This window comes from Thauera phenolivorans, from assembly GCF_001696715.1.
GTDB classification, from domain to species: Bacteria; Pseudomonadota; Gammaproteobacteria; order Burkholderiales; family Rhodocyclaceae; genus Thauera; species Thauera phenolivorans.
This window is the reverse complement of record NZ_MBFM01000006.1, coordinates 76,347-100,473: the sequence shown is the minus strand read 5'-3', so window position 1 is coordinate 100,473 and position 24,127 is coordinate 76,347. Positions and strand designations below refer to the sequence as shown.

Here is a 24,127-nt window from a genome sequence, read left to right as displayed (position 1 = left end):
GAACCCGGTGAAGGACACCTTGCCGCCCTCGGCGAGCTGCTCGGAGATGATATCGAGCACAGCGGACAGGGCGCGGTCGGCCTGCGCGCGGGACAAATCCAGGCGGTCGGCCAGGGCTTCGACGAATTCACCTTTGTTCATGCTTTTCCTCGATTTGGTGTGTTTGGATGAAAGACGGCTAGACCGGCGGGATTCTAGCACCCCCGCAAGCGGCCGGCGGGCCGGAAGACCAGCAATTTCGGGACTTTCGTGCGCTCCTGCCATACCGCGACGCAGCATTCACGCCCCGAGAACAGGATAGTCCACAAAGCCTCGCTCGCCACCCTGATAGAAGGTATCCGCATCCCATGCGGCGAGTGGCACGCCGCGGCGGAAGCGTTCGACGAGGTCGGGGTTGGAGATGAAGGGCTTGCCGAAGGCGACTGCATCGCACCAGCCCGCCTCGAGCCAGGCTTCGGCCTTGCGGGCGTCGAAGGCGCCGTTGGCGACCATCGGCATCTGCGCAATCGGGCGGAAGTGCGGCGCGACCTCCGCCAGCGCGCCGGGGGCGCCCTCGAGCTGCTTGGGCATGAAGGGCTCGGTCAGGTGCAGGTAGGCCAGGCCGTAGCGGTTTGCGCCGCGCACCAGATGCTCGAAGTCGGCCACCGTGTTCTCGTCCACCAGCAGACCGTGGGCACGGTTCATCATCGGGTTCAGGCGGAAGCCGACGCGCGCGGCCGGCACCTCGGCCACCACGGCGTCGAGGACCTCGAAAAAGAAGCGCGCGCGGTTCTCGATGCTGCCGCCGTACTCGTCGTCGCGGCGGTTGGCGAGCGGGGAAAGGAACTGGTGGATCAGGTAGCCGTTGGAGGAATGGACCTCGACGCCGTCGAAGCCGGCGGCGAGTGCGTTCTTCGCGGCACGGCCGAAGTCGGCGACGGTGGCGGCGATCTCCTCGCGCGTCATCGCGCGCGGGGTCACCGTCTTCTTGAGCCCGGCTCCCCCGGAGAACATCTCGATCTCGGGATTCACCGCCGAGGGCGCCAGCGGCGCCTCGCCGCCGTGGTGGTCGGGCAGCGAAAGCCGACCGCAATGCCAGAGCTGGCACACCATCCTGCCGCCGGCCGCGTGCACCGCATCGGTCACCCGCTGCCAGGCCTCGACCTGAGCGTCGGACCAGATGCCCGGGGTATAGGGATAGCCGCGCCCCTCGGGCGAGATGATCGTCGCCTCGGAAACGATCAATCCCGCGCCGGCGCGCTGCACGTAGTAGCGCTGCATGATCTCGGTGGGCGCGAAATCCGGGTTGTCGGCACGGCAGCGGGTCAGCGGTGCCATGACGACGCGGTTGGCGAGGGAGAGCTCGCCGAGGCGGACGGGTTCGAGTAGACGCATGAGGCTCACTCCGTTGATGCGAAGAACGCCCATTCTGCCACCATCCCCGGCGCACGACGCGCCAGCGCCCGTGACCAACGCAGAGGTGCTGGACTCGCCTGAAAGCCGGCGCGGCGGCGGCTAGAATGGCGCATGGAACAACCCATGCAGACGCCGCCCGCCATGACGCCCACCGCCACGTCCTCATCCGCCGCCCCGGGGGGCTCGCGGCAATGCATCGACGCAGGTGAAGGCGCCGCTCCCTTGCGCCTTCGTGCCGAATGGGACGGCAGCGAGGTGGTGGCCGCCCGCGTCGAAGCGCGCCCTGAAGCCATCGGCCCCCGCCTTTGCGGGCTGAGCTCGGCGGAGGCCGCCGCGCGCCTCGTTGACATCGCCGGCGACAGCCCGCATGCGCACGCCACGGCGCTGCGCCTGGCCTGCGCGGCGGCCGCGGGCGAGCCGCCCCCGGCGCACGACGAGCGCCTCGCCACCGAGCGTGAACTCGCCGCCGAGCTCGTCGCCGAGCACCTCGGCCGGCTGCTTCTCGACTGGCCGCCCGTCTTCGGCGAGGACGCACGGCCCCAGCGCAATGCCGAGTTCCATCACCGTCTGCTGCGGCCCGGACAGACGCAGGAAGCGCTCTACGCCCTCGGCGGCGAGATCCTCGACCTGGTCGCACGCGAGCTGCTCACCGGCTTCTTCCGCCGCATCCGTCCGCCCCACACGCTGGCCGAGTTCATCGCCTGCGCCGAAGAGGGGGGCATACTCGGCAGCGTGCTCGCCGCCCTGCTCGCCCTCGGCAAAGCCCACCCGCCGGTCGGCGGCGCGCTGCCGATGCTCGAGCCGGCCGCGGTCGCCGAATGGACGCGCTCGGGCAGCGCCCCGCTGCCGCACGCGGCCGAGACGGGCGCGCTCGCGCGCCATCGGCACTCGCCGCTGATCCGCATCCTGCACGTCAAGGGCCACCTGATTTCCGCCCGCCTGATGGCGAGCATGCTCGACGTCGCCGACGGCGCGACCCGCATGCGCCATCCGCTGTTCGACGCGCTTCCCGCGCTCGCACAGGCGGGCTCGCCCGCGTCCGGCGTGGGTCGCGCCAGCGTCGATAGCGCGCACGGCATCCTGCTGTACAGCGTCACGCTGCGCGACGGGCTGATCGCGGCCTGTGACGTGATCCGGCCCGAAGACTGGAACTTCGCCGACGATGGGCCCTTCCTGCGCGAGGCCCATGTCTGGCCGGCGAGCGCACGCGAGACCGCGCTGCAGCGCCTGCACGCGCTGACGCTCGCACTCGCCCCTGGCGTTCCCTATCTCGTCGAGCTGGTCGGGCGCTGAGGCGGCGCCCGCTCAGGGCGCGAGCCGGCGGTAGGCGCCGGCGTGATAGATCAGCGGCGCCAGCTCCTCACGGTCGAAGGCCACCACCTCGCTGATGAACACGACATGGTCGCCGCCCGGATAGCGCACGGTGTTGCGGCACTCGAAGCGAGCGCAGCAGCCGCGCAGCAGCGGCACGCCACCGGTGCCCTCGTCGAACTCGAGCCCGGCGAAGCGGTCCTCGGCGCGGCTGGCGAAGCGCTGCGACAGCGCCGCCTGGTCCTCGGCGAGCACGTTGATCGCGTAGTATTCCGCGTTCTCGAACACCGGCGTGCTCGGCAGGTCCGCGGTCAGGCTCCATACGATCAGCGGCGGCTCGAGCGACACCGAGTTGAAGGAATTCACCGTGAGGCCGATCGGCTCGCCCTCCGGCGTGCGCGTGGTGACCACGGTGATGCCGGTGGCGAACATGCCGAGCGCGTTGCGGAACTGACGGGTGAAGTCTGCGGGAGGCGTGATCTGCTGGGACATGGGAAGTATGATTTTCGGCCCGGACGACGCTGCCGACCCGACCGTTGTAATTGAGAAACGCGGGATTATCCCCGCGCGTGGGGCGAGCGTCGAGCGCGCCGCACGCGCGCCCGCCCCGTGAAGGACGAACGAAGCAAGCAAATGAGTGACTTCGCCCACCGCCTGATCGCCTGGCATCGCGAGCACGGCCGCCACGACCTGCCCTGGCAGGGCGGCGTCGATCCCTACCGCATCTGGCTGTCGGAGATCATGCTGCAGCAGACCCAGGTCGACACCGTGATCCCCTACTACCGGCGCTTCCTCGCCCGCTTTCCCGATCTGGCCGCGCTCGCCGCGGCCCCGGTCGAGGAGGTGATGGCGCTGTGGAGCGGCCTCGGCTACTACGCCCGCGCGCGCAACCTCCATCGCGCGGCGCAGGTCATCGTCGCGGAACACGGGGGCCGCTTTCCGCGCGGCGCGGCGCAGATCGCCACCCTGCCGGGCGTCGGCCGCTCCACCGCGGCGGCGATCGCCGCCTTCGCGTTCGGCGAGCGCGCGGCGATCCTCGACGGCAACGTCAAGCGCGTATTGTGCCGCGCCTTCGGCGTCGACGGCTTCCCGGGCAGCAAGCCGGTGGAGGACGCGCTGTGGGCGCTCGCCGATTCGCTGCTGCCGCAGGTGGAGGTGGGCATCTACATCCAGGCGCAGATGGATCTCGGCGCCACCCTGTGCACCCGCGGCAAGCCGGCCTGCGAGCGCTGCCCGCTCGCCGCCGACTGCGTCGCCCTGCGCACCGGCCGCGCCGCCGAACTGCCGACCCCGCGCCCGAAGAAGACCGTGCCGCGGCGCAGCGTGAGCCTGGCCGTGGTGGTGCTCGGCGACACGGTGCTGCTCGAGCGCCGCCCGCCCGCCGGCATCTGGGGCGGGCTGCTGACGCTGCCGGAAATGCCCGCCGAGGCGGCGACCGACGCCGCCGGCGCGAGCCGCTGGGCGCAGGACGCGCTCGGCATCGCCTGCGAGGCGGTGGAGGAACTCGCTCCAATGAAGCACGCCTTCACCCACTTCCTGCTCGAGATCCGCCCGCTGCGACTGCAGGCTGGCGGCACCGCCGCCGCCGCGCGCGAAGACGGCCGCCTGTGGCAGTCGCTCGCCGGCCTCGACGCCGCCGCCCTGCCGACGCCGGTGCGGCGCATCCTGCAGGGGCTCACTTCAGCAGCGCGTGCTGGTGCAGGTATTGCTGGATGATCTCGAGCCGGCTCAGCACGTCGTCGAGCTCGAGCAGCTTCTGCCGTGCGAGGAGCGGAATCGGCAGCAGCTCGGCGTAGCGCGCACCGACCCAGGCGGCGTCCTCGAAACGGTGCGGCGCCGGCATGCGCTCGCCGATCTCGTCCGCGATCGATCGCAGCAAGGCCACGATCCGGGCCTGGGTGGCGGGCACCGGCTGCGCTGGCGGCTCGTCGAGCCAGCGCACGCTGGCGGTGAGCAGGCCGTCGCGCTCGAGCTCGTGGTCCTCGATGCGGAAACGGCGCCCGCCGCGGACGACGAGGTTGAGCACCCCGGCCGACGCCATGTCCCACTGCGCGATGCGCGCCTCGGTGCCGAGCGGATGCGGCACCGCCGCCTCGCCGACCTCCTCGCCGGCGGCGATCAGGCACACACCGAAGCCGGCGTCCTCGCGCATGCAGCGACTGACCATGTCCATGTAGCGCGGCTCGAACACCCGCAGCGCGAGCAGCCCCTCGGGAAACAGCACCGCCTTCAGCGGAAACAGCGGCAGGCGGGCAAGCTCAGCCATGGTCCGGTTCCTCCTCGCCCCAGCGCGCCATCAGCCGGTGCGGCACGCCGAGCTGGTCGAGCACCCGGGCGACCACGAAGTCGACCAGGTCCTGCACGCTCTTCGGGTGATGATAGAAGCCCGGGTTCGGCGGCAGGATGCACACGCCGAGGCGGGCGAGCTTGAGCATGTTCTCGAGATGAATCGCCGAATACGGCGTCTCGCGCGGCACCAGCACCAGCTTGCGCCCTTCCTTGATCACGACGTCGGCGGCGCGCTCAATCAGGTTCTGGCTGAGGCCGGCGGCGATCGCGGCGAGGGTGGCCATGGTGCACGGGCACACCACCATCGCCCCGGGCGGATTGGAACCCGAGGCGGGCGGCGCGAACCATTCCTCGCGGCCGAACACCCGCAGCTGACCGGGGGCGGCGGCGAAGCGCGCCGACAGGTCCGCTTCGACCTCGGCGGCGCGCGCCGGCAGCTGCCAGTCCATCTCCTGGCGGGCGACGATCTGCGCCACCTGCGAGTAGAGCAGCCACACCCTGCAGCCCGCGTCGAGCAGGCACTCGACCAGGCGCAGGCCGTAGGGCATGCCGGAGGCGCCGGTGAAGGCCACGCAGACGGTTTTCGCTTCGCTCATGCAGACTCTTCCTCGCTCGTGCCCGGACAAGGATAAGCGATCGTGGCGCGCGCCGCCTTCACTCGAGGTAGTCGGTCAGCAGCTCCCAGCGCCCGTTGCGGATCTGCGCCAGGCGGCCGTGCCGGTTGCCGAGGTGATCGGTGGGGTCGAAGCGGTACTGCGGGCTGCCGAAGAAGTCGGGCGGGGAGCGCAGCGCCTCGAGCGCGGCCGCGAAGCGCTCCGCGGTGAGCGTCGGGCCGGCCGCCTCGGCGGCGCGCACGAACAGGTCGGCCAGGGTGTAGCCCATCACGCTCCAGACGTTGGGCGCGGCGCCGAAGCGGCTGCGGTAACGCTCGATCCAGCCGGCGAGCGCCGGCGACGCCCCCTCGGCATAGGGGTGGGGCAGCACGCTGATGCCGTACAGGCCTTCGACCGCCGCGCCGCCGAGCTCGTGCGTCTGCGCCGAGTAGCCGGAGGCGGTCACCAGCATGTCGACCTCCCAGCCGATGCGCCTCGCCTCGCTCACCGCGGCCACCGTCTCGCGCACCACGGTGGCGAGCACCACGAGGTCGCAGTCGGCCGCGCGCAAACGGGCCACCTGGCTCGAGAGGTCGGTGGCGCCGCGCTTGTAGCTGGTCTTCGTCACCAGCGCCTTGCCCAGCTGCGCCAGCCCGGACTCGACGCCCTTCATCACCTCCAGCCCGTAGTCGTCGTCCTGGTAGAGCAGGCAGCTGCGCGCGTAGCCGCCGCGCCCGACCATGTGCCGGGTGCCGGCTTCCATGTATTCCTGGTAGGGCGCGAAGACCTGGAACTTGAGCGGATGCAGGGGAGAGTAGGTCGCCTCGTGGGGCGAAAAGGGAAACAGATGCAGGCGACCGGCGTCGAGCACCATCGGCATCGTCGCCATCACCACCGGCGTACCGAGGTTGGCGATGAAGGCGAACGCCCGGTCGCGCTGGATCAGCTTGCGCGCGGCGAGGATGCCGCGCTTGGGGTCGTAGCCGGCGTCCTCCACCGCCAGCCGCACGCTGCGGCCATGGACGCCGCCGGCGGCGTTCGCTTCCTCGAAGCGCATCAGCATGCCGTCGCGCACCGGCACGCCGAGCAGCGCGGTGGGGCCGGAGAGGTCGGAGATCGTGCCGACGACGATCTCCCGTTCGCTGACGCCCGGCGTCGCGGCGGCGGAGAGGGGGACCGTGGCGAGCACCGCGGCGAGCAGGGTGGAAAGCAGTCTCATCGAAGGGAGCCCAAGCTGCGAAGTCAGGCTTTATACCCCGAGCGGCTCCTTCATGCACGGCAGGCGCGGCAGCGCCGCAATCGCGCAGCGGGCTGCGCTCCTACCGTGCCTGCGGCGCCGCGTCAGCGTCGCCCGGCGATGCCGCCCGGCCGCAGCAGCACGACGGCGACGATCACCGCGCCGAACAGCATCGCCTCCAGGCCGGCGGCGCGCGCCCAGTCGCCGGGCAGCAGGTCGCGCAGCACCGCGATGCCCTGCGGAATGGCGACGATCACCAGCGCGCCCCAGGCCGCCCCGGCGAGCCGCCGGGCGCCGCCGATGAAGGCGAGCATCAGCAGCTCGAAGGAGAACATGAGGCCGAACTGCTCCGGGCTGATGAAGCCGATCCAATGCGCGTAGAGTGCGCCCGCCAGTCCCGACAGCGCGCCACCCACCGCGAACGCGAGCGTCTTCGCCCGCGCCGCGTCGATGCCGCAGGCCTCGGCGGCAGCCTCGTCCTCGCGCACCGCGCGCCAGGCGCGACCGAGGCGCGAGGCGAGCAGGCGGCGGCAGAAGAACAAGGCGCACAACAAGGTGGCGAGACTGGCGAGCGCCTGGGCGAGGGGCGCGTCGAGGGCGACGCCGGCGAGCGCGAGCGCCGGCGTCGCGAGGCCCGCCGCACCGCGGGTGAGCCCTTCCCAGCGCACCAGGGCCTCCTCGACCAGCAGGGCGAAGGCAAGCGTGCTCATGCCGAAATAGAGGCCGCCGAGCCGCCACGCGGGCAGGCTGGCGAGCGCGCCGCCGGCCGCGCCGAGTGCGACCGCCGCCGGCAGCGAGAGGATCACCGGCACGCCGCGGCCGGCGAGCACCGCTTCCGCATAGGCCCCGAGCGCCACCAGCGCGCCCTGTCCGAACGTGACCTGGCCCGCCTGGCCGACCACGATCACCACGCCGAGGCCGGCGATCGCATAGGTCGCGACCATCGTCGCCTGACCGAGCGCGTAGTCCGGCCCCAGCCACACGCCGGCGGCGAGGAGCAGCAGCAGCCAGGGCGCGACCCGCCGCAGCGCGCCGGGCGCGCTCACCGCCCGCTCCGCGCGCCGCCGCCGGCGAAGCCGCCCGGAAACAGGAGCAGCACGACCAGCAGCAGCGCATAGGGCACGGCGTCCTTCACCCCCTCGGGCAGGAGCAGGCCGGCGACCGCCTCGACCACGCCGAGAAAGACTCCGCCGGCGAGCGCCCCGGGCAGGCTGGTGAGCCCGCCGAGCACCGCTGCGGGAAAGGCCTTCAGCGCCACCAGGCCCATGTTCAGGTGGACGAAGGTGATCGGCGCCAGCAACAGACCGGCGACCGCGGCCAGCGCCGCGCCGAGCGACCAGGCGAGGGTGTGCATGCGATCGACCGGCACGCCCATCAGCGCCGCCACGCGGGCGTCTTCCGAGCAGGCACGCAGGGCGAGGCCGGCACGGGTGAAACGGAAGAACAGCGCGAGCAGGCCGGCGAGGATCACGGTGGCGCCGATCACCAGCAGGTGGCCCGAGGCGAGCGTCAGCGGGCCGAGCTGCACGCTGCCATCGGCGAAGGGCAGGCGGTACATGCCCTGGGTCGCAACCGGCACGGCGGCGATGCCGCCGCGCACCATGAGACCGAGGCCGAAGGTGAGCAGCACCGCCACCAGGTGCGGCTGGCCGATCGCGCGGCGCAGCACCGCGCGCTCCAGCCCGGCGCCGAGCAGGGCCATCGACGCCACCGCGCCGGCGGCAGCGAGCGCGAGCGGCAGCCCTGCGCCGAGATGCAGGCCGAGCGCGGCGAAGGCGCCAAGCATCAGCAGCTCGCCCTGCATGAAGCTGACGGTCTCGGTCGCCTTGTAGATCAGCACGAAGGAGAGCGCGACCAGGCCGTAGACGCAGCCGATGGCGATACCGCTGGCGAGGACCTGGAGGAGGGCGAGCATGATGGGGGCGAAGGATAGCCGATCCCGCCCGCCTGTCGCCTGTGGAGCGGGATCGGCGGCGGCGTGAAAAACGTCACGGGGCTTGGCAATCCGGGCGCTTGAGGCAAGAATGGCGTCGACCGTAGCGCGGTGCACCAAGCAGCGCGCGACCCATCACTGCATAAGCAGTTTCAATAATCGGCCCGGAGAAAAAACATGAGCTTCATCCAGGAATTCAAGGAATTCGCGATGCGCGGCAACGTCATCGATCTCGCCGTCGGCGTGGTCATCGGCGCAGCCTTCGGCAAGATCGTCGATTCGCTCGTCAAGGACGTGATCATGCCGGGGGTCGGCATGCTGGTCGGCGGGGTGGACTTCAGCAACCTCTTCATCAACCTGAGCTCGACCGCCTACGAAACCCTGGAAGCCGCCGAGAAGGCCGGCGCACCCCTCATCAAGTATGGCGTCTTCATCAACAACATCATCAACTTCGTGATCATCGCGTTCGCGATCTTCATCGCCATCAAGGCGATCAACAAGCTCCAGCGGGCGAAGCCGGCCGAGCCGGAAGCGCCGGTCGAGCCGGAAGACGTGAAACTGCTGCGCGAGATCCGCGACACCCTCAAGCAGCGCTGAACGCGCCTGCCCGCGGCTGGATGCCGCCCCGCCGCAAAGTGCGGCCGGGCGGTTTTTTTCAGCCGTGGGGGCCGCCGACGAAGGGGTTGTGCGCGCGCTCCTCGCCAAAGGTCGAGGTCGGGCCATGGCCCGGGATGAAGACGATGTCGTCGCCGAGCGGGAACAGCTTGTTGCGGATCGAGGCGATCAGCGTCTGGTAGTCGCCGCGCGGAAAGTCGGTGCGGCCGATCGAGCCTGCGAACAACACGTCGCCGACGATCGCCAGCCTTGCCTGCGGATGCACGAAGACGACGTGGCCCGGCGTGTGCCCGGGTGCGTGGATGACGTCGAGGGTCTCCTCGCCGACGCTCACCGTGTCGCCGTCGTGCAGCCAGCGGTCGGGCTCGAAGGACTCCACGTCGGGGAAGCCGAAGCGCTGGCTCTGCTGCGGCATGCCCTCGATCCAGAAGCGGTCGTCCTCGTGCGGCCCCTCCACCGGCACGCCGAGCTCGCGCGCCAGGCGCGCCGTGCCGCCGGCGTGGTCGATGTGACCGTGGGTGATCAGGATCTTCTCCACGGTGACGCCGAGTTGCCGCACCGCGGCGAGAATGCGGTCGAGGTCGCCGCCCGGGTCGACCACCGCGGCGCGCTTGCTGCGCTCGCACCACAGGATGCTGCAGTTCTGCTCGAATGGGGTGACCGGAACGATGCTGGCCTTGATCATGGACGGAACCTCCTCGGGACGCCTGGGTTGCGCCGGAGCGAAAACGGTGCCGGGCCCGGGCGCGGCAAGCCGCAGCCGGGCCCGGCCGGAAGTGGGCTGCCGCGGGACGGTCGCTGCCGTGCCGCGGCGCAGACTCAGATCACGCCCTGGGCGAGCATCGCCTCGGCGACCTTGACGAAGCCGGCGATGTTGGCGCCATCGGCGTAGCTGACGGTGCCGTCCTCGCGCTCGCCGTACTTCAGGCACGCCGCGTGGATGCCGAGCATGATCTCGTGCAGGCGGGCATCGACCTCCTCGCGCGTCCACGACATCCGCATCGCGTTCTGGCTCATCTCGAGGCCGGACGTGGCCACGCCGCCGGCGTTGCTCGCCTTGCCCGGTGCGTAGAGCACGCCGTTGTGTTCGAACAGCTTCACCGCCTCCGCGGTGCTCGGCATGTTGGCGCCTTCGGCGACCGCGACCACGCCATTCTTGACCAGGGTGGCGGCGTCGCTGGCGTCGAGCTCGTTCTGGGTCGCGCACGGCAGCGCGACCTCCACCGGCACGTCCCACGGACGCACGCCGGCGACGAAGCGGGCGCCGACGCGCTCGGCGTAATCGGAGACACGGCCATAGAGGTGGTTTTTCACCTCCATCAGGACGGCGAGCTTTTCGGGCGTGAAGCCCTCCTCGTCGATCACGGTGCCGCTCGAGTCGGAGCAGGTCACGACCTTGGCGCCGAGTTCCATCAGCTTCTCGATCGCGTACTGGGCGACGTTGCCGGAACCCGACACCGCGACGCGCATGCCGGCGATGTCGCGGCCGGCATGCTCGAGCATCGCCTTGGCGAAGTACACCGTGCCGTAGCCGGTGGATTCGGGGCGGATCAAGGAGCCACCGAAGGACAGGCCCTTGCCGGTGAACACGCAGGCGGCGTTGTTCGACAGCTTCTTCATCATGCCGGCCATGTAGCCGACCTCGCGGCCGCCGACGCCGATATCACCGGCCGGCACGTCGGTGTCGGGACCGACGTGGCGGTACAGCTCGCTCATGAAGGCCTGACAGAAGCGCATCACTTCGCCGGGGCTGCGGCCCTTCGGATCGAAGTCGGAGCCGCCCTTGCCGCCGCCCATCGGCAGCGTGGTGAGCGCGTTCTTGAAGGTCTGCTCGAAGGCGAGGAACTTCAGGATCGAGAGATTCACCGAGGGGTGGAAGCGCAGGCCGCCCTTGAAGGGGCCGATCGCCGAGTTGTGCTGGATGCGGTAGCCGCGGTTGACCTGAACCTCGCCCTTGTCGTCCACCCACGAGACGCGGAACATGATCACGCGCTCGGGCTCCACCAGGCGATCCAGGACCGCATGCTGGGCGTAGCGCGGATTGCCAGAAATGAAAGGCCACAGGCTTTCCATGACCTCGGTCACAGCCTGAAGGAACTCCGGCTGGCCAGGGTTGCGCTGTTCGACGTAGGCGAGAAACTGCTCGAGCGACTCGTATTTCATTGCTGTAGGCCTTTTTTGAGCGGACACGGAAACGCCGCGAGCGAATCGGGAATCCGGCGCACGCGGCGAAAACGGGCGTTATTGTGCCCCATTTGGTTCAGGCCGGGATGTTTTTTGCTGCGCCGCGAAAAAACGGCGCCGACGCTCGACCCGGTTGCGAATGGCGCCCGCAGCGGCCGCTGGCCGGCTGCAGGCGCAGGCTTGCTTACTGGACGCGCACCTCGACACGGCGCGCCTCGGCGGCGTCGCCGCCGCCCAGGGTCACCGCCGGACGGCGCATCAGCACGCGCTCGGCGGGAACGCCGGCTGCGAGCAGCGCATCGCGCACGGTGAGCGCACGGTTGCGAGCCACTTCGGCATTGACCGCGGCGGTGCCGGTTTCGTCGTGGAATCCCGACAGCAGCGCGCGCTTGCCCGGCGCGGCTTCGAGGGCGGCGAGCACGGCGGCGATCTCGTCCGCATCGTCCGCGCCGAGCGCGGTCTGGCCGACGGCGAAATGGAATTTCACCAGGGGCTCGCCGACCTCGGCCACCTCCGCATAGGACTCGCCGTCGGCCGCCACCGCGGCGACCGCCGCATCCACGGCGTCGCCGGCGCCGCGCGCCTTGAATACACCGAGGCCGACGATGAAGGCGATCAGCGGGATGAGGATCGCCAGCAACAGGATGGTCACCACGCGAAGTTCTTTGTTTTCCTGATCGGACATCTCTTGCTCCAGACATTCGGGTTGTCCCGCATCCACGGGCTCGCCGCGGAGTCTAGCCGAAAGCCGCCCGCGCCGCATGTGCTTCGCACCATTGCGGCCGTACCGGGGGATCCCGCTGCACACGGACTGTCACATTTATGCAAATGGACCACGGCAGTAGACTGATCTATGCTGACCGACCGGAGTGAAGCAGCTCCGACGACGCGTTTCAACTCACCATCAGGAGGCAACATGGGCTTGTTCAACTTCATCAAGGAAGCCGGCGAGAAACTGTTCGGGGGTGGCGAAGCGCAAGCGGCGGCGGCGCCCGCCGATGCCGGCGCTGCAAACGCGAAGGCTGCAGATGCCATCCGCAACTACATCGAGAAGCTGCAGATCGCCCCGTCCGACCTCGGGGTCGACTTCGACGGCGGCAGCTCGACCGTGACCGTCTCCGGCACTGCGCCGGACCAGGCCACCAAGGAGAAGATCCTGCTCGCCGCCGGCAACGTCGCCGGCGTGACCCAGGTCGATGACAAGATGACGGTGACCGCGACCGCCGCCGAGGCGCGCTTCCACACCGTGGCGCGCGGCGACACGCTGTCGGCGATCGCCAAGACCTATTACGGCGACGCCGGCAAGTACATGGCGATCTTCGAGGCCAACAAGCCGATGCTGAGCCACCCGGACAAGATCTATCCGGGCCAGGTGCTTCGCATTCCGGCCGAAGCCTGAACCCGGCGCGCGGGACCAGCCGGTCCGGCGCGCACCGCCATCCAGGGCGACCGAAACCAGGGTCGGCGCATATACTGCGCCCGACAAGGGTTTTCGTCGCCCTGTTTCCTGCGGCCCTGTTTCCTGCCGCCCCGCTTCCCTTTTCCCACCACCTCCGGCCGCTTTCGCCGCGATCCCCATGGCCCGCATTCAGATCGAACTGCCTGACGCCCTGCCTTTTTCCACCGAGATCCCGCTCTACCAGCTCCACATGAACGCGGCCGGCCATCTCGACAATGCCCTGCTGCTGACCGTGGTGTCGGAGGCACGCATGCGCTGGTTCCAGTCGCTCGGCTTCCCCTCCGAGCTCGACGTCGCCGGACGCGGGGTGATCGTCAGCGACGCCGCGCTGCAATATCTGTCCGAAGGCCATCCGGGCGAGACCATGGTGGTGGAGATGACCGCCGACGCTTTCAACAAGTACGGCTGCGACCTCCTCTGGCGCATGCGCGACAAGGCGAGCGGGCGCGAGGTCGCGCGCGGCAAGACCGGCGTCGTATTCTTCGACTATGGCGCGCGCCGTATCGCCCCGACGCCGGACGCCTTCCGCAGCCTGTTCCCCGCCTGAAGCGGTGCCCACCATGCCGCATGCCTCGCCCGCTGGCACCACGCCGCGCGTCGCGGTCGTGGGCGGTGGACCGTCCGGGCTGATCGCCGCCGAAACCCTCGCCGCCGCGGGCTGCGCGGTCACCGTGTTCGACGCCATGCCCTCGGTCGGGCGCAAGTTCCTGCTCGCCGGCCGCGGCGGACTCAACCTGACCCACGGTGAGCCGCTCGCGCCCTTCCTGGAGCGCTACGGCGAGCGCCGCGCATGGCTGGCGCCGATGATCGCGGTCTTCGGCCCCGCGGCCCTGCGCGAGTGGGCGCACGAACTAGGTGTGGACACCTTCGTCGGCAGTTCGGGGCGCGTGTTCCCGACCGAGATGAAGGCGGCGCCGCTGCTGCGCGCCTGGCTGGCACGCCTGCGTGCAGCCGGCGTGCGCTTCGCGGTGCGCCATCGCTGGCTCGGCTGGGCAGACGAGGCCGCCGGGGCGCTTCAACGTCTGCGCTTCGCCACCCCCGACGGCGAGCGCATCGTCGAGGCCGAGGCAGTGCTGCTCGCGCTCGGCGGCGGAAGCTGGGCGAAGCTCGGCTCCGACGGCGCCTGGGTGCCCCTGCTGCGCGCGGCGGGCGCCGAGGTCGTCGCGCTGCAGCCGGCCAACTGCGGCTTCGACGTGGCGGCCGGCGGCGAAGCCGGCGCGGGCTGGAGCGCGCACTTCCTCGCGCGCTTCCGCGGCCAGCCGATGAAGTCGGTGGTCGCCCACTTCGAAGACGCCGACGGCCGCCGCCACGAACGCGCGGGCGAATGCCTGATCTCCGCCACAGGCATCGAGGGCGGCCTGATCTATGCGCTGTCGGCGCCGCTGCGCGACACGATCGCCGCACACGGCAGCGCCATCCTGTCCCTCGATCTCGCGCCCGGACGCAGCGAGGCGCGGCTGGCCTGCGAGCTCGCCCGCCCGCGCGGCAGCCGCTCGATGGCGAGCCACCTGCAGGGCCAGGCGGGCATCAAGGGCCTCAAGGCCGGCCTGCTGCGCGAATGCCTGCCGCGTGCCGACTTCGAAGACCCGGCGCGGCTCGCCGCGGGGATCAAGGCGCTGCCGCTGAAGCTGGTCGCCCCCCGGCCGCTCGACGAGGCGATCAGCAGTGCCGGCGGGGTGCGCTTCGAGTCGATCGACGACGGGCTGATGCTGCGCGCGCGGCCCGGCGTGTTCGTCGCCGGAGAGATGCTCGACTGGGAGGCGCCGACCGGCGGCTATCTGCTGACCGCCTGCTTCGCCACCGGCCTTGCCGCGGGAAAGGGCGTGGCGCGCTGGCTGGAAGGCTGGCGCCGAGGTTCAGTCCCGGGCACAGGCGACAACGCCTGACTTCAGCTCGACGATCAGCACGTGGGTCGGCGTCTCGCCGGTATTGGTTCCGACATGTGTCTGCGCGTCGGACCACATGACCTCGCCCGCGGCGAACTCGCGTGCCAGAACCCTGCCGTCGGGCAGCGCGAGACTGCGCCTGAAGGCGGACAGCGCGTAGAGAACGAAGGCAGGGTGCTCGTGCTGGCGCGTGCTTTCGCCCGGACGGTCGCGGTAGTCGAGAACCCGCACGCAGTCGTTCTCGAGGATGACCCGATACTTGTCGGGATCGGTGGCGACCGGATCCTGTGCGAGCGCGACCGCGCCCAGGGACAGGAAGACGACGAGGGCAGCGGCGCGATGCATAAGGCCTCCTGCGTATCGATGGATGCGAAGAAGCAGCGCCCGCGGCACGATCCCGCGAGCCCGGCGGACAGACTCATCCCGCGCGCGGGTCGCTGATCCTGTATATATAGGCGTCGACGACGCCGCCGTCCTCGAGCATTCCTCAAACGCGGCGGGCGCGACGCATGCGGACGCCGGGCTAGAAGCGGGACCCCGGCTGCTGGAGGAAGGCCTCCTCCTCGGGCGTGGAAACCCGCCCCAGGGTCGCGTTCCGATGCGGATATCGCCCGAAGCGGTCGATGATCGCCTGGTGCCGGAGCTCGATCACATAGCTGTCCGCCGGCGCCCATTCGCGGAACAGACGCTCTGCCTCCACATGCACCACGGCGGACTCGCTGAGCATGTGGGGCATGAGCAGGAAGGCCCGCTCCATCGGCGCCAGGTGGTCGAGCGCGCCGGACGCGACCGCTTCCTGCGAAAGCGCCAGGGCCATCGGATCCTGCATGAACGCCCGGGGCGTATTGCGGTGGATGTTGCGGGAGAACTGATCGAGGATGAGGATCTCGGCGAGGCGCCCCTCCGGCCTCGCACGCCAGGCGAACAACTCGCCCCGGGCAGCCTGCTCGAGCAGGGGCAGGAAGCGCTCGCTCAGCCGCCCATCGAAGGCGGGATCGACCGCCCACCATTGCCGGGGTTCGGTTTCTTCGAACCAGAACGCGAGCACCTTCCTATACACGGCACCTCCCATCGCCGGCGGTCGCGCGGCGGGCATCCGGGCCCACCGTACCCGCTTCATCCGCGAGAGATCGATCGTGAGACCGTCGTCGCAGACGGCATCGCCCGCCATGCTTTCCGTACCGCGTGCATGCTCGTCTCCATCATCCTGTGCCTGAGGATGAAGCCGGGGCCGCTGGCCCTTGGACGGTTCCACCCGCCAGGACGAAGAAAGTCGATCGCCCGTGAATTCCGGGCGAATCGCCATTCCCGATGTTAGCCACTGCAGATCCAGGATGCGAGAAACGATTCGGACGCTCCGCTAGAATGCCCGCCTCTCCCGTCCGCACCCGACACGATGCCCGCCTCCCCACGCCGCCCCGAACTGCTCGCCCCCGCCGGCACCCTCGAGATGATGCGCACCGCCTTCGCCTACGGTGCGGACGCGGTCTACGCCGGCCAGCCGCGCTACTCGCTGCGCGTGCGCAACAACAGTTTCGGCCAGCTCGAAACCCTCGCCGCCGGCATCGCCGAGGCGCACGCCGCCGGCCGTCAGTTCTACCTCGTGGCCAACATCACCCCGCACAATGCCAAGCTGCGCACCTTCGAGGAGGACATGGCGCCGATCGTCGCCATGAAGCCCGACGCCCTGATCATGGCCGACCCCGGCCTGATCATGATGGTGCGCGAGCGCTGGCCGGAGATGGACATTCACCTCTCGGTGCAGGCGAACACCACCAATTACGCCTCGGTGCGCTTCTGGCGGACGGTGGGTATCAAGCGCATCATCCTGTCGCGCGAGCTCTCGCTCGACGAGGTCGCCGAGATCCGCAACGCCTGCCCGGAGACGGAGCTGGAGGTGTTCGTGCACGGCGCCTTGTGCATCGCCTACTCCGGCCGCTGCCTGCTGTCGGGGTATTTCAACCACCGCGATCCCAACCAGGGCAGCTGCACCAACAGCTGCCGCTGGGACTACAAGCTGCATGAAGCCAGCGATACCGCCGCCGGCGACGTGCAGGCGCTCGACGTCGCGCCGATCGGCAATCCGAAGGACGCCGGCGCAGTCGGTACCGCCACCCGCGCCCGGCTCGACACCGCGCAGGGACTCGCCCTCGGTGGCGGCCCGCGCCACCTCGGCGGCAGCAAGGTGTGGCTGCTGGAGGAAGGCACCCGCCCGGGCGAGCTGATGCCGATCGAGGAGGACGAGCACGGCACCTACATCCTCAACTCGAAGGACCTGCGCGCGATCGAGCACGTGCAGCGCCTGGTCGACATCGGTGTCGACTCGCTGAAGATCGAAGGTCGCACCAAGAGCCCCTACTACGTCGCCCGCGCCGCCCAGGGCTACCGCCGCGCGATCGACGACTCAGTCGCCGGCCGGCCCTTCGATACCCGCCTGCTCGGCGAGCTCGAGGGCCTCGCCAGCCGCGGCTACACCGACGGCTTCTATCAGCGCCACTCCACGCCGGAGCAGCAGAACTACCTGCGCGGCCACTCCGAATCGGGCCGCAGCCTGCTGGTGGGCGAGGTGGTGGGTTTCGATGCGGCGCGCGGACTCGCCGAGGTGGAGGTGAAGAACCGCTTCGCGCAGGGCGACCCGCTCGAATTCGTACTGCCAACGGGCAATTGCGAGGCGGTGGCGCAGCGGATCGAAAATGCGGAAGGCGAGGCGGTCGCGTTGGTGCCAGGGAGCGGGCGGCGGGTGTGGCTGCCGCTGCCGGAGGGGGCGTCGCCGGATGAGCCTTGCTACATCGCGCGCTTCGTTTGATTCCTTGATCAGGGTTGCTGCGTTGAGTCGTGCCCCCGTTGCGGCGCACGGGGTATTCGTTCCAGGGGCTGCGGAACTCGCCCTTCGGGCTCAGACAGTCCTCGCCCCTTCCACGAATACCCCGCACGCCGCAGCGCCTGTGGTTCTCCCGGACTGTGAAAACCGACGCCGCTAAGCGCGGGGCGGGATGTTCCTGGAGGCGGCGAGGACTGTCTGAGCCGAGCGCAGCGACGGCGAGTTCCGCAGCCGCCGGAAGGAATGTCCCGCCCGGCGCGGATTAGCACCCCGAGCACAACGAGGGCAAGAACCTACCCCCTTCTGCGCTATAATCCGAGGCTTGATTTTCTAGCAGAAACAGGATCTTCCGTGCTCGTCGCAGCCAACATCACCATGCAGTTCGGGGCCAAGCCCCTGTTCGAGAACGTCTCCGTCAAGTTCGGCGAAGGCAACCGCTACGGCCTGATCGGCGCCAACGGCGCAGGCAAGTCGACCTTCATGAAGATCCTGTGCGGCATCCTCGAACCCAGCGCCGGCAACGTCTCGAAGGATCCGCACGAACGCATGGCCTACCTGCGCCAGGACCAGTTCGGCTTCGAGGACAAGCGCGTGCTCGACGTGGTGATGATGGGCCACGACGAAATGTGGGCCTGCATGCAGGAAAAGGACGCAATCTACGCCAACCCCGAGTCCACCGAAGACGACTACATGCACGCCGCCGAACTCGAGGCCAAGTTCGCCGAGTACGACGGCTACACCGCCGAGGCGCGCGCCGGCGAGCTGCTGCTTGGCGTGGGCATCGACTCGGCCCTGCACAACGGCCCGATGAGCGAGGTCGCCCCCGGCTGGAAGCTGCGCGTGCTGCTGTGCCAGGCGCTGTTCGCGAACCCCGAGATCCTGCTGCTCGACGAGCCGACCAACAACCTCGACATCAACACCATCCGCTGGCTCGAGGACGTGCTCAACAACCGGGACTGCACGATGGTCATCATCTCGCACGACCGCCACTTCCTGAACCAGGTGTGCACCCACATGGCCGACCTGGACTACGGCACGATCACGATCTACCCGGGCAACTACGACGACTACATGGAAGCGTCGACGATGGCGCGCGAGCGCCAGTCCGCCGCCAACGCCCGCGCCAAGGACAAGATCCAGGAGTTGCAGGCCTTCGTGCGCCGCTTCTCGGCCAACAAGTCCAAGGCCAAGCAGGCCACCAGCCGCATGAAGCTGATCGACAAGCTCAAGCCCGAGGACGTCAAGCCCTCCAGCCGCCAGTACCCGTGGATCCGCTTCGACTACGACGAGAAGGACAAGCTGCACCGCCTCGCGTGCGAGGTGGACAACGTCTCCTTCGCCTATCCGGGCATGGAAAAGCCCTTGATCCACAAGTTCTCGATCGCGATCGAGGCGGGCGAGAAGGTCGCGATCATCGGCGAGAACGGCGTCGGCAAGTCCACGCTGCTGAAGCTGCTGGTGGGTGAGCTGCAGCCCCAGAAGGGCAGCATCAAGTGGGCGGAAAAGGCCAAGCCGGGCTATTACGCGCAGGACCACTCGGCCGATTTCGCCGAGGACCTCAGCCTCACCGACTGGATCGCGCCCTATTCCCGCATCACCGCGGCCGCCACCGGCGAGGACAACGAGACCCTGCTGCGCGGCACGCTAGGCCGCCTGCTGTTCTCGGGCGACGAGGTGAAGAAGTCGGTGAAGGTGATCTCCGGCGGCGAGCAGGGCCGCATGCTGTTCGGCAAGCTGATGCTGTCGCGTCCCAACGTGCTGCTGATGGACGAGCCGACCAACCACCTCGACATGGAGTCGATCGAGTCGCTCAACTCCGGGCTCGAGAAATTCAACGGCACGCTGGTATTCGTCTCGCATGACCGCGAGTTCGTCAGCTCGCTGGCGACCCGCATCATCGAGATCAAGCTGGATCACCGGATCATCGATTACCGCGGCAGTTACGAGGAATATCTCGCGAGCCAGGGTCTCGACTGACAGGACGCCCCGGCTTCCCGCACCGCGCCCTGAACGCGAACGGTAGCAGAGGCCGAAGCCGCGTCGTGGCCGCAATCGCGGCGTTCGCCGCCGGCGGTGGCTAGCGCCACAGCTCGCGCAAGGGCGTGTCGGGGGTGAAGCGGTGCGAGAGCTGCGCCTGCAGCAGCTCGGCGGTGGCGAGCGCGTCGGTCAGTGCATGGTGGGCGCGGTAGCGCGGCAGGCGGTAGCGTTCGCGGCTGTCGGCGAGCCGGATCGACACCGGCGCCGGCCGGCGGCGGAACAGGCGTGCCAGCAAGCCCGGCGGTGGCCGACGGTGCAGGCGCGCCTCCAGTTCCATGGTGTCGATGACCGGAAATTCGATGCCCTCGCCGATGCGCGCCTTCAGCGCGAGATCGATGAACGTGCGCTCGATCTCGCGGCAATGCACGACGATCACCTGCCCGGCGAGCGCCGGCAGCAGTTCGTCGAGGATGTCGCCCAGGTCGGGGGCGGACGCGATCCGCGCATGGGTGATGGCGTGGATCGTCACCGACTCCGGGTTGAGCTCGACGCGCGGGCGCACCACCCAGTAGCGCGAAGCGCTCGAACGAATGCAGGAGGTGCTCATCGGCACCAGCCCGATGCTGACGATCTCGTCGCGGGCGGGGTCGAGGCCGGTGGTCTCGACATCGATCGCGAGCATCGGCACCTCGCGGATCGGCACCTCGCCCGCCACCGCGCCGGCCGCGTAGAAGGCCTTCAAGCGCGGATCGCGCGCCGCCGCAGCCAGCGCTGCGAAGCGTGCCGGCCAGTCCCGTGCCTTGGCGCCCGCCAGCCACCGTTGCGGCCCGCCGGACGGCGCCTTGCGCAACTCCCCGAGATGCAGCATCGCCCGCCCCTCAGTTGGCCCGACCGGGCTGGTAGCGGTACTTGAGGAACTTCTGCGCGTTGCCGAGGATGAGGAAGGCGTCGCGCAGGCTCTTGCGTTCGAATTCGGACAGTTTCTCGGGGTCGATGCCGTTGTCGGGCTCGACCCCTGCGTCGAGGTCTTCGGCCTGGTGGCGGGCGCGCACCATCGAGATGAATTCGAGCGCATCGTACAGGTCCTGCCCGCGCCCGAGCGGCAGGATCGCGGCATCGATGATGTCCTTCAGGCGATCGAAGGAGTTCAGCGCCTGGGAACCGATCGCCAGCGCGTGCACCCGCACCAGATCGGCAAGCGGCGCCGTGCCGCGCCGCTTGATGTTGATCGCACGCGTGTGGCGACCGTCGGACTCGACCACGAAATCCTTGAAGAAGCCGAGCGGCGGCGTGCGCAGCAACGCGTTGCGCGCCATGCAGGCGAGAAAGCGCGAATTGCCCCTGGCCTTGCGCGCGATCAGCTCGCGCAGGCGCGCCGCCCATTCCACCCGCCCCCACACGCCGTCGAGATCGAAGAAGATGCCGGCGTGGAGCAGCGACTCGGGCGTCGGGCGCTCGATCCAGTCGGTGAAATACCGCTCCCACACCCGTAGCGGCTGACGCCACTTGTCGTTGGTCGCCATCACCCCGCCGGTGCAGTAACTGTAGCCGCAGCGCGCCAGCCCGTCGCTGACGAAGCCTGCAAGCGCCTTGAAGTAGGCGTCGTGGCGTGCGGGATCGAAGCGATTGTCGAGGATCAGCGCGTTGTCCTGGTCGGTGACGATCAACTGCTCCTGGCGCGCCATCGAGCCCATCGCCAGGAAACAGTAGGGCACCGGCGGCGGGCCGAGCTCGGCCTCGGCCAGCTCCAGCAGGCGCTGCTTGAAGCTGCGTCCAATCGCCGCCATCGCGCTGCCGACGATGTGCGCGCTCGCGTCCTCGACGACCATGCGGACGAAGCAGGCGCGCACCTCGGGCACCAGCGCGGCGAGCTCGTCCACCGACTGCTGGCGGTAGATGCTGGCGACCACGAACAGGCTGTTGCGCGACTCGTAGCGGATGATGTCGGAGAGCGCGATCACGCCCAGCGGGCGCTGGTTCTTCAGCACCGGCAGGTGATGCACGTTGCCGCGCAACATCGCCAGCATGGCCTCGAACACGATCTGGTTGTGGTTCACCGACACCACCCCGCGCGACATGATCTCGGCCGCGGGCGTGTCGTAGGACAGGCCCGGCGCGACCAGGCGGGTGCGAAGGTCGCGGTCGGTGACGATGCCGGCGAGCAGGGGCAGCTCCGGCACCTCGGGGTTGTCGTCGAGGATCAGCAGCGAGGACACCCCCTCCTCGCTCATGCGCTGCGCGACCTCGCGCGCGCTGGCGGTGCTCGGCAGGCTGACCGCCGAGCGTCCGACCAGGGTGTCGACTGTGGCCGACAGCAGTTCGTTGGACTCCTCGCGGCGCGACACCACCTGGCGCAGCCGGGTGCGGTCCTCGACTTCGACGAGGTCGGCGAAGCGCTCGTGGTCGTCGAACAACTCGGCGAAGAGCTCGCGCGGAACCAGGTAGAGCAGCGAGTCCTCCAGCGCGGTGACCGGGAAACGCACCCGCCCGTTGCGCAGCAGGCCGAACTCGCCGAAGTAGCCGCCCGCGGTGAGGCGGTTGTAGAGCGTGCCGTTGCGGCGGAAGACCTCCACCGCGCCGCTGCGCACCACATGCCAGAACGCGGCCACCTGGCCGAACTCGACGATCGATTCGCCCGCCTTGTAATAGCGCACGTCGATCGCCGCCGCCACCCGTTGCAGGACGTCCTCCGGGAGCTCCTCGAAGGGCGGGTGGGCACGGAGGAAATCGAGGATCTCGAGCTGTTCAACCTGCATGGCTTCGATTCCGATGACGGTGAAACGGTGGCCGCTTCATCCACTAAACGGTGAGCAGCCGGCCTCCGCGGCGCCTGTGCGGAGATCAGGACGTACGCGGCTCGGTGGACAGGCCCTTGATCACCGCCACGGTCGCCACCAGCAGCACGATGGTGAAGGGCAGTCCGGTCGATACCGCCATCGCCTGCAGCGCCACCAGGCCGCCGCCGAGGATCAGCGCGATCGCCACCAGGCCCTCGAACACCGCCCAGAACACGCGCTGCGGCACCGGTGCATCCACCTTGCCGCCGGCGGCGATGACGTCGATCACCAGCGAACCCGAGTCGGATGAGGTGACGAAGAACACCACCACCAGCACGATCGCGATGAAGGAGGTGATCGAGGCGAGCGGCAGCGCCTCGAGCATCGAGAACAGCTGCAGCGGCAGTTCGGCCTCGGCGGCCGCCTGGTAGCCGTCGCGCGCCACCTGCAGGATCGCGGTCTCGCCGAACACCGTCATCCACAGCACGCAGGCGAGCGACGGCACCAGCAGCACCGAGACGATGAACTCGCGTACCGTGCGCCCGCGCGACACGCGGGCGATGAACATGCCGACGAAGGGCGACCAGGAGATCCACCAGGCCCAGTAGAAGGCGGTCCAGCCTTGCGAATAGTTGATGTCCTCGCGTCCGACCGGGTTGGACAGGGCCGGCAGGTGCTGGATATAGGCGCCGAGGTTGGAGAAGAACCCGGTGGCGATATCGAGCGTCGGCCCCACGGCGATCACGAACACCATCAGCAGTAACGCGAGCGTCATGTTGATCTCCGACAGACGCTTGACGCCGGCGTCGAGGCCCGCCACCACCGAGAACAGCGCGATCGCGGTGATGCCGATGACCAGCACGACCTGGGTGGTGTTGCCGAGCGGCACGTCGAACAGGAAGTTCAGGCCGGAGCTCGCCTGCGCCGCGCCATAGCCGAGCGAGGTCGCGAGACCGAACAGGGTGGCGAGCACCGCGAGGATGTCGATCACGTGGCCGGGCCAGCCCCACACGCGCTCGCCGAGCAGCGGGTAGAACACCGAGCGCACGGTCAGCGGCAGGCCCTTGTTGAAGGAGAACAGGGCGAGGCCGAGGGCGAGGATGGCGTAGATCGCCCAGGGATGCAGCGCCCAGTGGTAGATCGTCGCCGCCATGGCGAGGCGGGTGGCGCCTTCCGCGTCGCCCGCCGCGGCGCCGAGCGGCGCCCAGTCGGTACGCACTCCGTTCTCGAGTGCGGTGCCGCCGAAGGCGCTGCCGAAGTGCGCCAGCGGTTCGGAGACGCCGAAGAACATCAGCCCGATACCCATGCCGGCGGCGAACAGCATCGAGAACCAGCCGAGGTAGGAGTAGTCCGGCGTGGCCTCGGTACCGCCGAGGCGCACCTTGCCGAGCGGCGAGACGGCCAGGCCGAGGCAGACCAGCACGAAGATGTTGCCGGCGATGATGAAGAACCAGTCGAGGTTCGAGGTCAGCCAGCCGCGCAGCCCGCTGAAGAGCGGTTCGACCTGGTTCTGGAAGGCCAGGGTCAGCACCACGAAGGCGACCACCAGCAGGCCGGAGACGGCGAATACGCGGTTGTGGATGTCGAGACCGAAGGGCCCCACGTTCACGAGAATGTTGTCCTGGCCGACCTTGTAGTCGGTGTCGATGG

The 24,127-nt window shown here is 69.4% G+C and carries 24 protein-coding genes; 8 read left to right on the top strand and 16 right to left on the bottom strand.

All coding sequences use genetic code 11. From position 1 onward, the window contains the following. Window positions 1-141 (bottom strand): HU family DNA-binding protein (locus BB334_RS17780; protein ID WP_198531281.1); only part of this gene is annotated, 141 nt, incomplete at its 3' end. Between the two features lie 138 nt (window positions 142-279). Beyond that, window positions 280-1,374 carry an alkene reductase gene (locus BB334_RS16415; protein WP_068809579.1) on the bottom strand — a complete coding sequence of 365 codons (1,095 nt, stop codon included), beginning with the start codon at window positions 1,372-1,374 and terminating at the stop codon, window positions 280-282. 243 nt (window positions 1,375-1,617) lie between these two features. Between BB334_RS16415 and BB334_RS16410 the strand changes: the two genes are divergently transcribed. Next, entirely contained in the window at window positions 1,618-2,688 is a 1,071-nt protein-coding gene (locus tag BB334_RS16410; RefSeq protein ID WP_083200472.1) for a hypothetical protein, read from the top strand. A 12-nt stretch (window positions 2,689-2,700) separates the two neighbouring features. On the opposite strand, the gene BB334_RS16405 is transcribed toward BB334_RS16410, so the two are convergent. Next, on the bottom strand, window positions 2,701-3,198 hold the full coding sequence (locus tag BB334_RS16405) for a flavin reductase family protein (RefSeq protein WP_068809578.1): 498 nt from the start codon (window positions 3,196-3,198) through the stop codon (window positions 2,701-2,703). A gap of 141 nt (window positions 3,199-3,339) precedes the next feature. Between BB334_RS16405 and mutY the strand changes: the two genes are divergently transcribed. Beyond that, complete coding sequence (mutY, locus tag BB334_RS16400; RefSeq protein ID WP_068809577.1) at window positions 3,340-4,422, top strand: A/G-specific adenine glycosylase; 1,083 nt, start codon at window positions 3,340-3,342, stop codon at window positions 4,420-4,422. Here mutY and BB334_RS16395 read toward each other — a convergent pair. The 5 genes from BB334_RS16395 to BB334_RS16375 all read right to left on the bottom strand — a co-directional run bounded on the left by BB334_RS16395 (window position 4,382) and on the right by BB334_RS16375 (window position 8,740). Further along, window positions 4,382-4,972 carry an LON peptidase substrate-binding domain-containing protein gene (locus BB334_RS16395; RefSeq protein WP_068809576.1) on the bottom strand — a complete coding sequence of 197 codons (591 nt, stop codon included), beginning with the start codon at window positions 4,970-4,972 and terminating at the stop codon, window positions 4,382-4,384. The two genes, mutY and BB334_RS16395, sit on opposite strands and share 41 nt — an antisense overlap. Beyond that, on the bottom strand, window positions 4,965-5,591 hold the full coding sequence (locus tag BB334_RS16390; protein ID WP_068809575.1) for a flavin prenyltransferase UbiX: 627 nt from the start codon (window positions 5,589-5,591) through the stop codon (window positions 4,965-4,967). Before BB334_RS16390 ends, BB334_RS16395 begins: the two co-directional genes overlap by 8 nt. A gap of 58 nt (window positions 5,592-5,649) precedes the next feature. Continuing rightward, entirely contained in the window at window positions 5,650-6,807 is a 1,158-nt protein-coding gene (locus tag BB334_RS16385; protein ID WP_068809574.1) for an ABC transporter substrate-binding protein, read from the bottom strand. Between the two features lie 122 nt (window positions 6,808-6,929). Continuing rightward, window positions 6,930-7,871, bottom strand: coding sequence for a branched-chain amino acid ABC transporter permease (locus tag BB334_RS16380; RefSeq protein ID WP_068809573.1), 942 nt, complete (start codon window positions 7,869-7,871; stop codon window positions 6,930-6,932). Next, a complete protein-coding gene (locus tag BB334_RS16375) occupies window positions 7,868-8,740 on the bottom strand; it encodes a branched-chain amino acid ABC transporter permease (protein ID WP_068809572.1) in 873 nt (290 codons plus the stop codon). The genes BB334_RS16380 and BB334_RS16375 overlap by 4 nt, the downstream gene beginning before the upstream one ends. Window positions 8,741-8,935: 195 nt before the next feature. Here BB334_RS16375 and mscL point away from each other — a divergent pair, with 195 nt between their 5' ends. Further along, window positions 8,936-9,355, top strand: coding sequence for a large conductance mechanosensitive channel protein MscL (gene mscL, locus BB334_RS16370; protein WP_068809571.1), 420 nt, complete (start codon window positions 8,936-8,938; stop codon window positions 9,353-9,355). Window positions 9,356-9,413: 58 nt separating this feature from the next. On the opposite strand, the gene BB334_RS16365 is transcribed toward mscL, so the two are convergent. From BB334_RS16365 to BB334_RS16355, 3 genes are all read right to left on the bottom strand, one after another. Next, a complete protein-coding gene (locus tag BB334_RS16365) occupies window positions 9,414-10,058 on the bottom strand; it encodes an MBL fold metallo-hydrolase (protein WP_068809570.1) in 645 nt (214 codons plus the stop codon). A 134-nt stretch (window positions 10,059-10,192) separates the two neighbouring features. Beyond that, window positions 10,193-11,536 carry an NADP-specific glutamate dehydrogenase gene (gdhA, locus tag BB334_RS16360; RefSeq protein WP_068809569.1) on the bottom strand — a complete coding sequence of 448 codons (1,344 nt, stop codon included), beginning with the start codon at window positions 11,534-11,536 and terminating at the stop codon, window positions 10,193-10,195. Between the two features lie 205 nt (window positions 11,537-11,741). Further along, window positions 11,742-12,242, bottom strand: a complete 501-nt coding sequence (locus BB334_RS16355; protein ID WP_068809568.1) for an OmpA family protein — start codon at window positions 12,240-12,242, stop codon at window positions 11,742-11,744. Between the two features lie 231 nt (window positions 12,243-12,473). On the opposite strand from BB334_RS16355, the gene lysM reads away from it, so the two are divergent. The 3 genes from lysM to BB334_RS16340 all read left to right on the top strand — a co-directional run bounded on the left by lysM (window position 12,474) and on the right by BB334_RS16340 (window position 14,902). Beyond that, on the top strand, window positions 12,474-12,956 hold the full coding sequence (gene lysM / locus BB334_RS16350; protein ID WP_068809567.1) for a peptidoglycan-binding protein LysM: 483 nt from the start codon (window positions 12,474-12,476) through the stop codon (window positions 12,954-12,956). Between the two features lie 178 nt (window positions 12,957-13,134). Continuing rightward, window positions 13,135-13,563: an acyl-CoA thioesterase gene (locus BB334_RS16345; protein WP_068809566.1), complete on the top strand. Its 429-nt coding sequence runs from the start codon at window positions 13,135-13,137 to the stop codon at window positions 13,561-13,563. A 13-nt stretch (window positions 13,564-13,576) separates the two neighbouring features. Further along, complete coding sequence (locus BB334_RS16340) at window positions 13,577-14,902, top strand: TIGR03862 family flavoprotein (protein WP_068809565.1); 1,326 nt, start codon at window positions 13,577-13,579, stop codon at window positions 14,900-14,902. On the opposite strand, the gene BB334_RS16335 is transcribed toward BB334_RS16340, so the two are convergent. Both BB334_RS16335 and BB334_RS16330 read right to left on the bottom strand, forming a co-directional pair. Further along, on the bottom strand, window positions 14,873-15,247 hold the full coding sequence (locus BB334_RS16335; protein ID WP_068809564.1) for a cytoplasmic protein: 375 nt from the start codon (window positions 15,245-15,247) through the stop codon (window positions 14,873-14,875). The genes BB334_RS16340 and BB334_RS16335 overlap by 30 nt on opposite strands. A gap of 178 nt (window positions 15,248-15,425) precedes the next feature. Beyond that, window positions 15,426-16,208, bottom strand: coding sequence for a DUF924 family protein (locus tag BB334_RS16330; protein WP_232756766.1), 783 nt, complete (start codon window positions 16,206-16,208; stop codon window positions 15,426-15,428). Between the two features lie 90 nt (window positions 16,209-16,298). Here BB334_RS16330 and trhP point away from each other — a divergent pair, with 90 nt between their 5' ends. Both trhP and BB334_RS16320 read left to right on the top strand, forming a co-directional pair. Then, window positions 16,299-17,708, top strand: a complete 1,410-nt coding sequence (trhP, locus tag BB334_RS16325; protein ID WP_068809563.1) for a prephenate-dependent tRNA uridine(34) hydroxylase TrhP — start codon at window positions 16,299-16,301, stop codon at window positions 17,706-17,708. A 366-nt stretch (window positions 17,709-18,074) separates the two neighbouring features. Next, a complete protein-coding gene (locus BB334_RS16320; RefSeq protein ID WP_068809562.1) occupies window positions 18,075-19,700 on the top strand; it encodes an ABC-F family ATPase in 1,626 nt (541 codons plus the stop codon). 100 nt (window positions 19,701-19,800) lie between these two features. Here the strand turns inward: BB334_RS16320 and BB334_RS16315 are convergent, their stop codons facing one another. From BB334_RS16315 to BB334_RS16305, 3 genes are all read right to left on the bottom strand, one after another. Beyond that, complete coding sequence (locus BB334_RS16315; RefSeq protein WP_068809561.1) at window positions 19,801-20,568, bottom strand: 3'-5' exonuclease; 768 nt, start codon at window positions 20,566-20,568, stop codon at window positions 19,801-19,803. Window positions 20,569-20,578: 10 nt separating this feature from the next. Continuing rightward, window positions 20,579-22,456, bottom strand: coding sequence for a DUF294 nucleotidyltransferase-like domain-containing protein (locus tag BB334_RS16310; RefSeq protein WP_068809560.1), 1,878 nt, complete (start codon window positions 22,454-22,456; stop codon window positions 20,579-20,581). 85 nt (window positions 22,457-22,541) lie between these two features. Further along, window positions 22,542-24,125 carry a BCCT family transporter gene (locus BB334_RS16305; protein ID WP_232756765.1) on the bottom strand — a complete coding sequence of 528 codons (1,584 nt, stop codon included), beginning with the start codon at window positions 24,123-24,125 and terminating at the stop codon, window positions 22,542-22,544. Between the last annotated feature and the right edge of the window lie 2 nt (window positions 24,126-24,127).

Excerpts from the sequence above, each read along its gene's own strand:
- BB334_RS16330 (WP_232756766.1), bottom strand. The coding sequence starts at position 16,208 with ATGGCGATTCGCCCGGAATTCACGGGCGATCGACTTTCTTCGTCCTGG.
- gdhA (WP_068809569.1), bottom strand. The coding sequence starts at position 11,536 with ATGAAATACGAGTCGCTCGAGCAGTTTCTCGCCTACGTCGAACAGCGC.
- BB334_RS16415 (WP_068809579.1), bottom strand. The coding sequence starts at position 1,374 with ATGCGTCTACTCGAACCCGTCCGCCTCGGCGAGCTCTCCCTCGCCAAC.
- lysM (WP_068809567.1), top strand. The coding sequence starts at position 12,474 with ATGGGCTTGTTCAACTTCATCAAGGAAGCCGGCGAGAAACTGTTCGGG.
- mscL (WP_068809571.1), top strand. The coding sequence starts at position 8,936 with ATGAGCTTCATCCAGGAATTCAAGGAATTCGCGATGCGCGGCAACGTC.
- BB334_RS16335 (WP_068809564.1), bottom strand. The coding sequence starts at position 15,247 with ATGCATCGCGCCGCTGCCCTCGTCGTCTTCCTGTCCCTGGGCGCGGTC.
- mutY (WP_068809577.1), top strand. The coding sequence starts at position 3,340 with ATGAGTGACTTCGCCCACCGCCTGATCGCCTGGCATCGCGAGCACGGC.
- BB334_RS16340 (WP_068809565.1), top strand. The coding sequence starts at position 13,577 with ATGCCGCATGCCTCGCCCGCTGGCACCACGCCGCGCGTCGCGGTCGTG.
- BB334_RS16345 (WP_068809566.1), top strand. The coding sequence starts at position 13,135 with ATGGCCCGCATTCAGATCGAACTGCCTGACGCCCTGCCTTTTTCCACC.
- BB334_RS16405 (WP_068809578.1), bottom strand. The coding sequence starts at position 3,198 with ATGTCCCAGCAGATCACGCCTCCCGCAGACTTCACCCGTCAGTTCCGC.
- BB334_RS16375 (WP_068809572.1), bottom strand. The coding sequence starts at position 8,740 with ATGCTCGCCCTCCTCCAGGTCCTCGCCAGCGGTATCGCCATCGGCTGC.
- BB334_RS16310 (WP_068809560.1), bottom strand. The coding sequence starts at position 22,456 with ATGCAGGTTGAACAGCTCGAGATCCTCGATTTCCTCCGTGCCCACCCG.
- BB334_RS16390 (WP_068809575.1), bottom strand. The coding sequence starts at position 5,591 with ATGAGCGAAGCGAAAACCGTCTGCGTGGCCTTCACCGGCGCCTCCGGC.
- BB334_RS16385 (WP_068809574.1), bottom strand. The coding sequence starts at position 6,807 with ATGAGACTGCTTTCCACCCTGCTCGCCGCGGTGCTCGCCACGGTCCCC.
- trhP (WP_068809563.1), top strand. The coding sequence starts at position 16,299 with ATGCCCGCCTCCCCACGCCGCCCCGAACTGCTCGCCCCCGCCGGCACC.
- BB334_RS16395 (WP_068809576.1), bottom strand. The coding sequence starts at position 4,972 with ATGGCTGAGCTTGCCCGCCTGCCGCTGTTTCCGCTGAAGGCGGTGCTG.
- BB334_RS16315 (WP_068809561.1), bottom strand. The coding sequence starts at position 20,568 with ATGCTGCATCTCGGGGAGTTGCGCAAGGCGCCGTCCGGCGGGCCGCAA.
- BB334_RS16365 (WP_068809570.1), bottom strand. The coding sequence starts at position 10,058 with ATGATCAAGGCCAGCATCGTTCCGGTCACCCCATTCGAGCAGAACTGC.
- BB334_RS16355 (WP_068809568.1), bottom strand. The coding sequence starts at position 12,242 with ATGTCCGATCAGGAAAACAAAGAACTTCGCGTGGTGACCATCCTGTTG.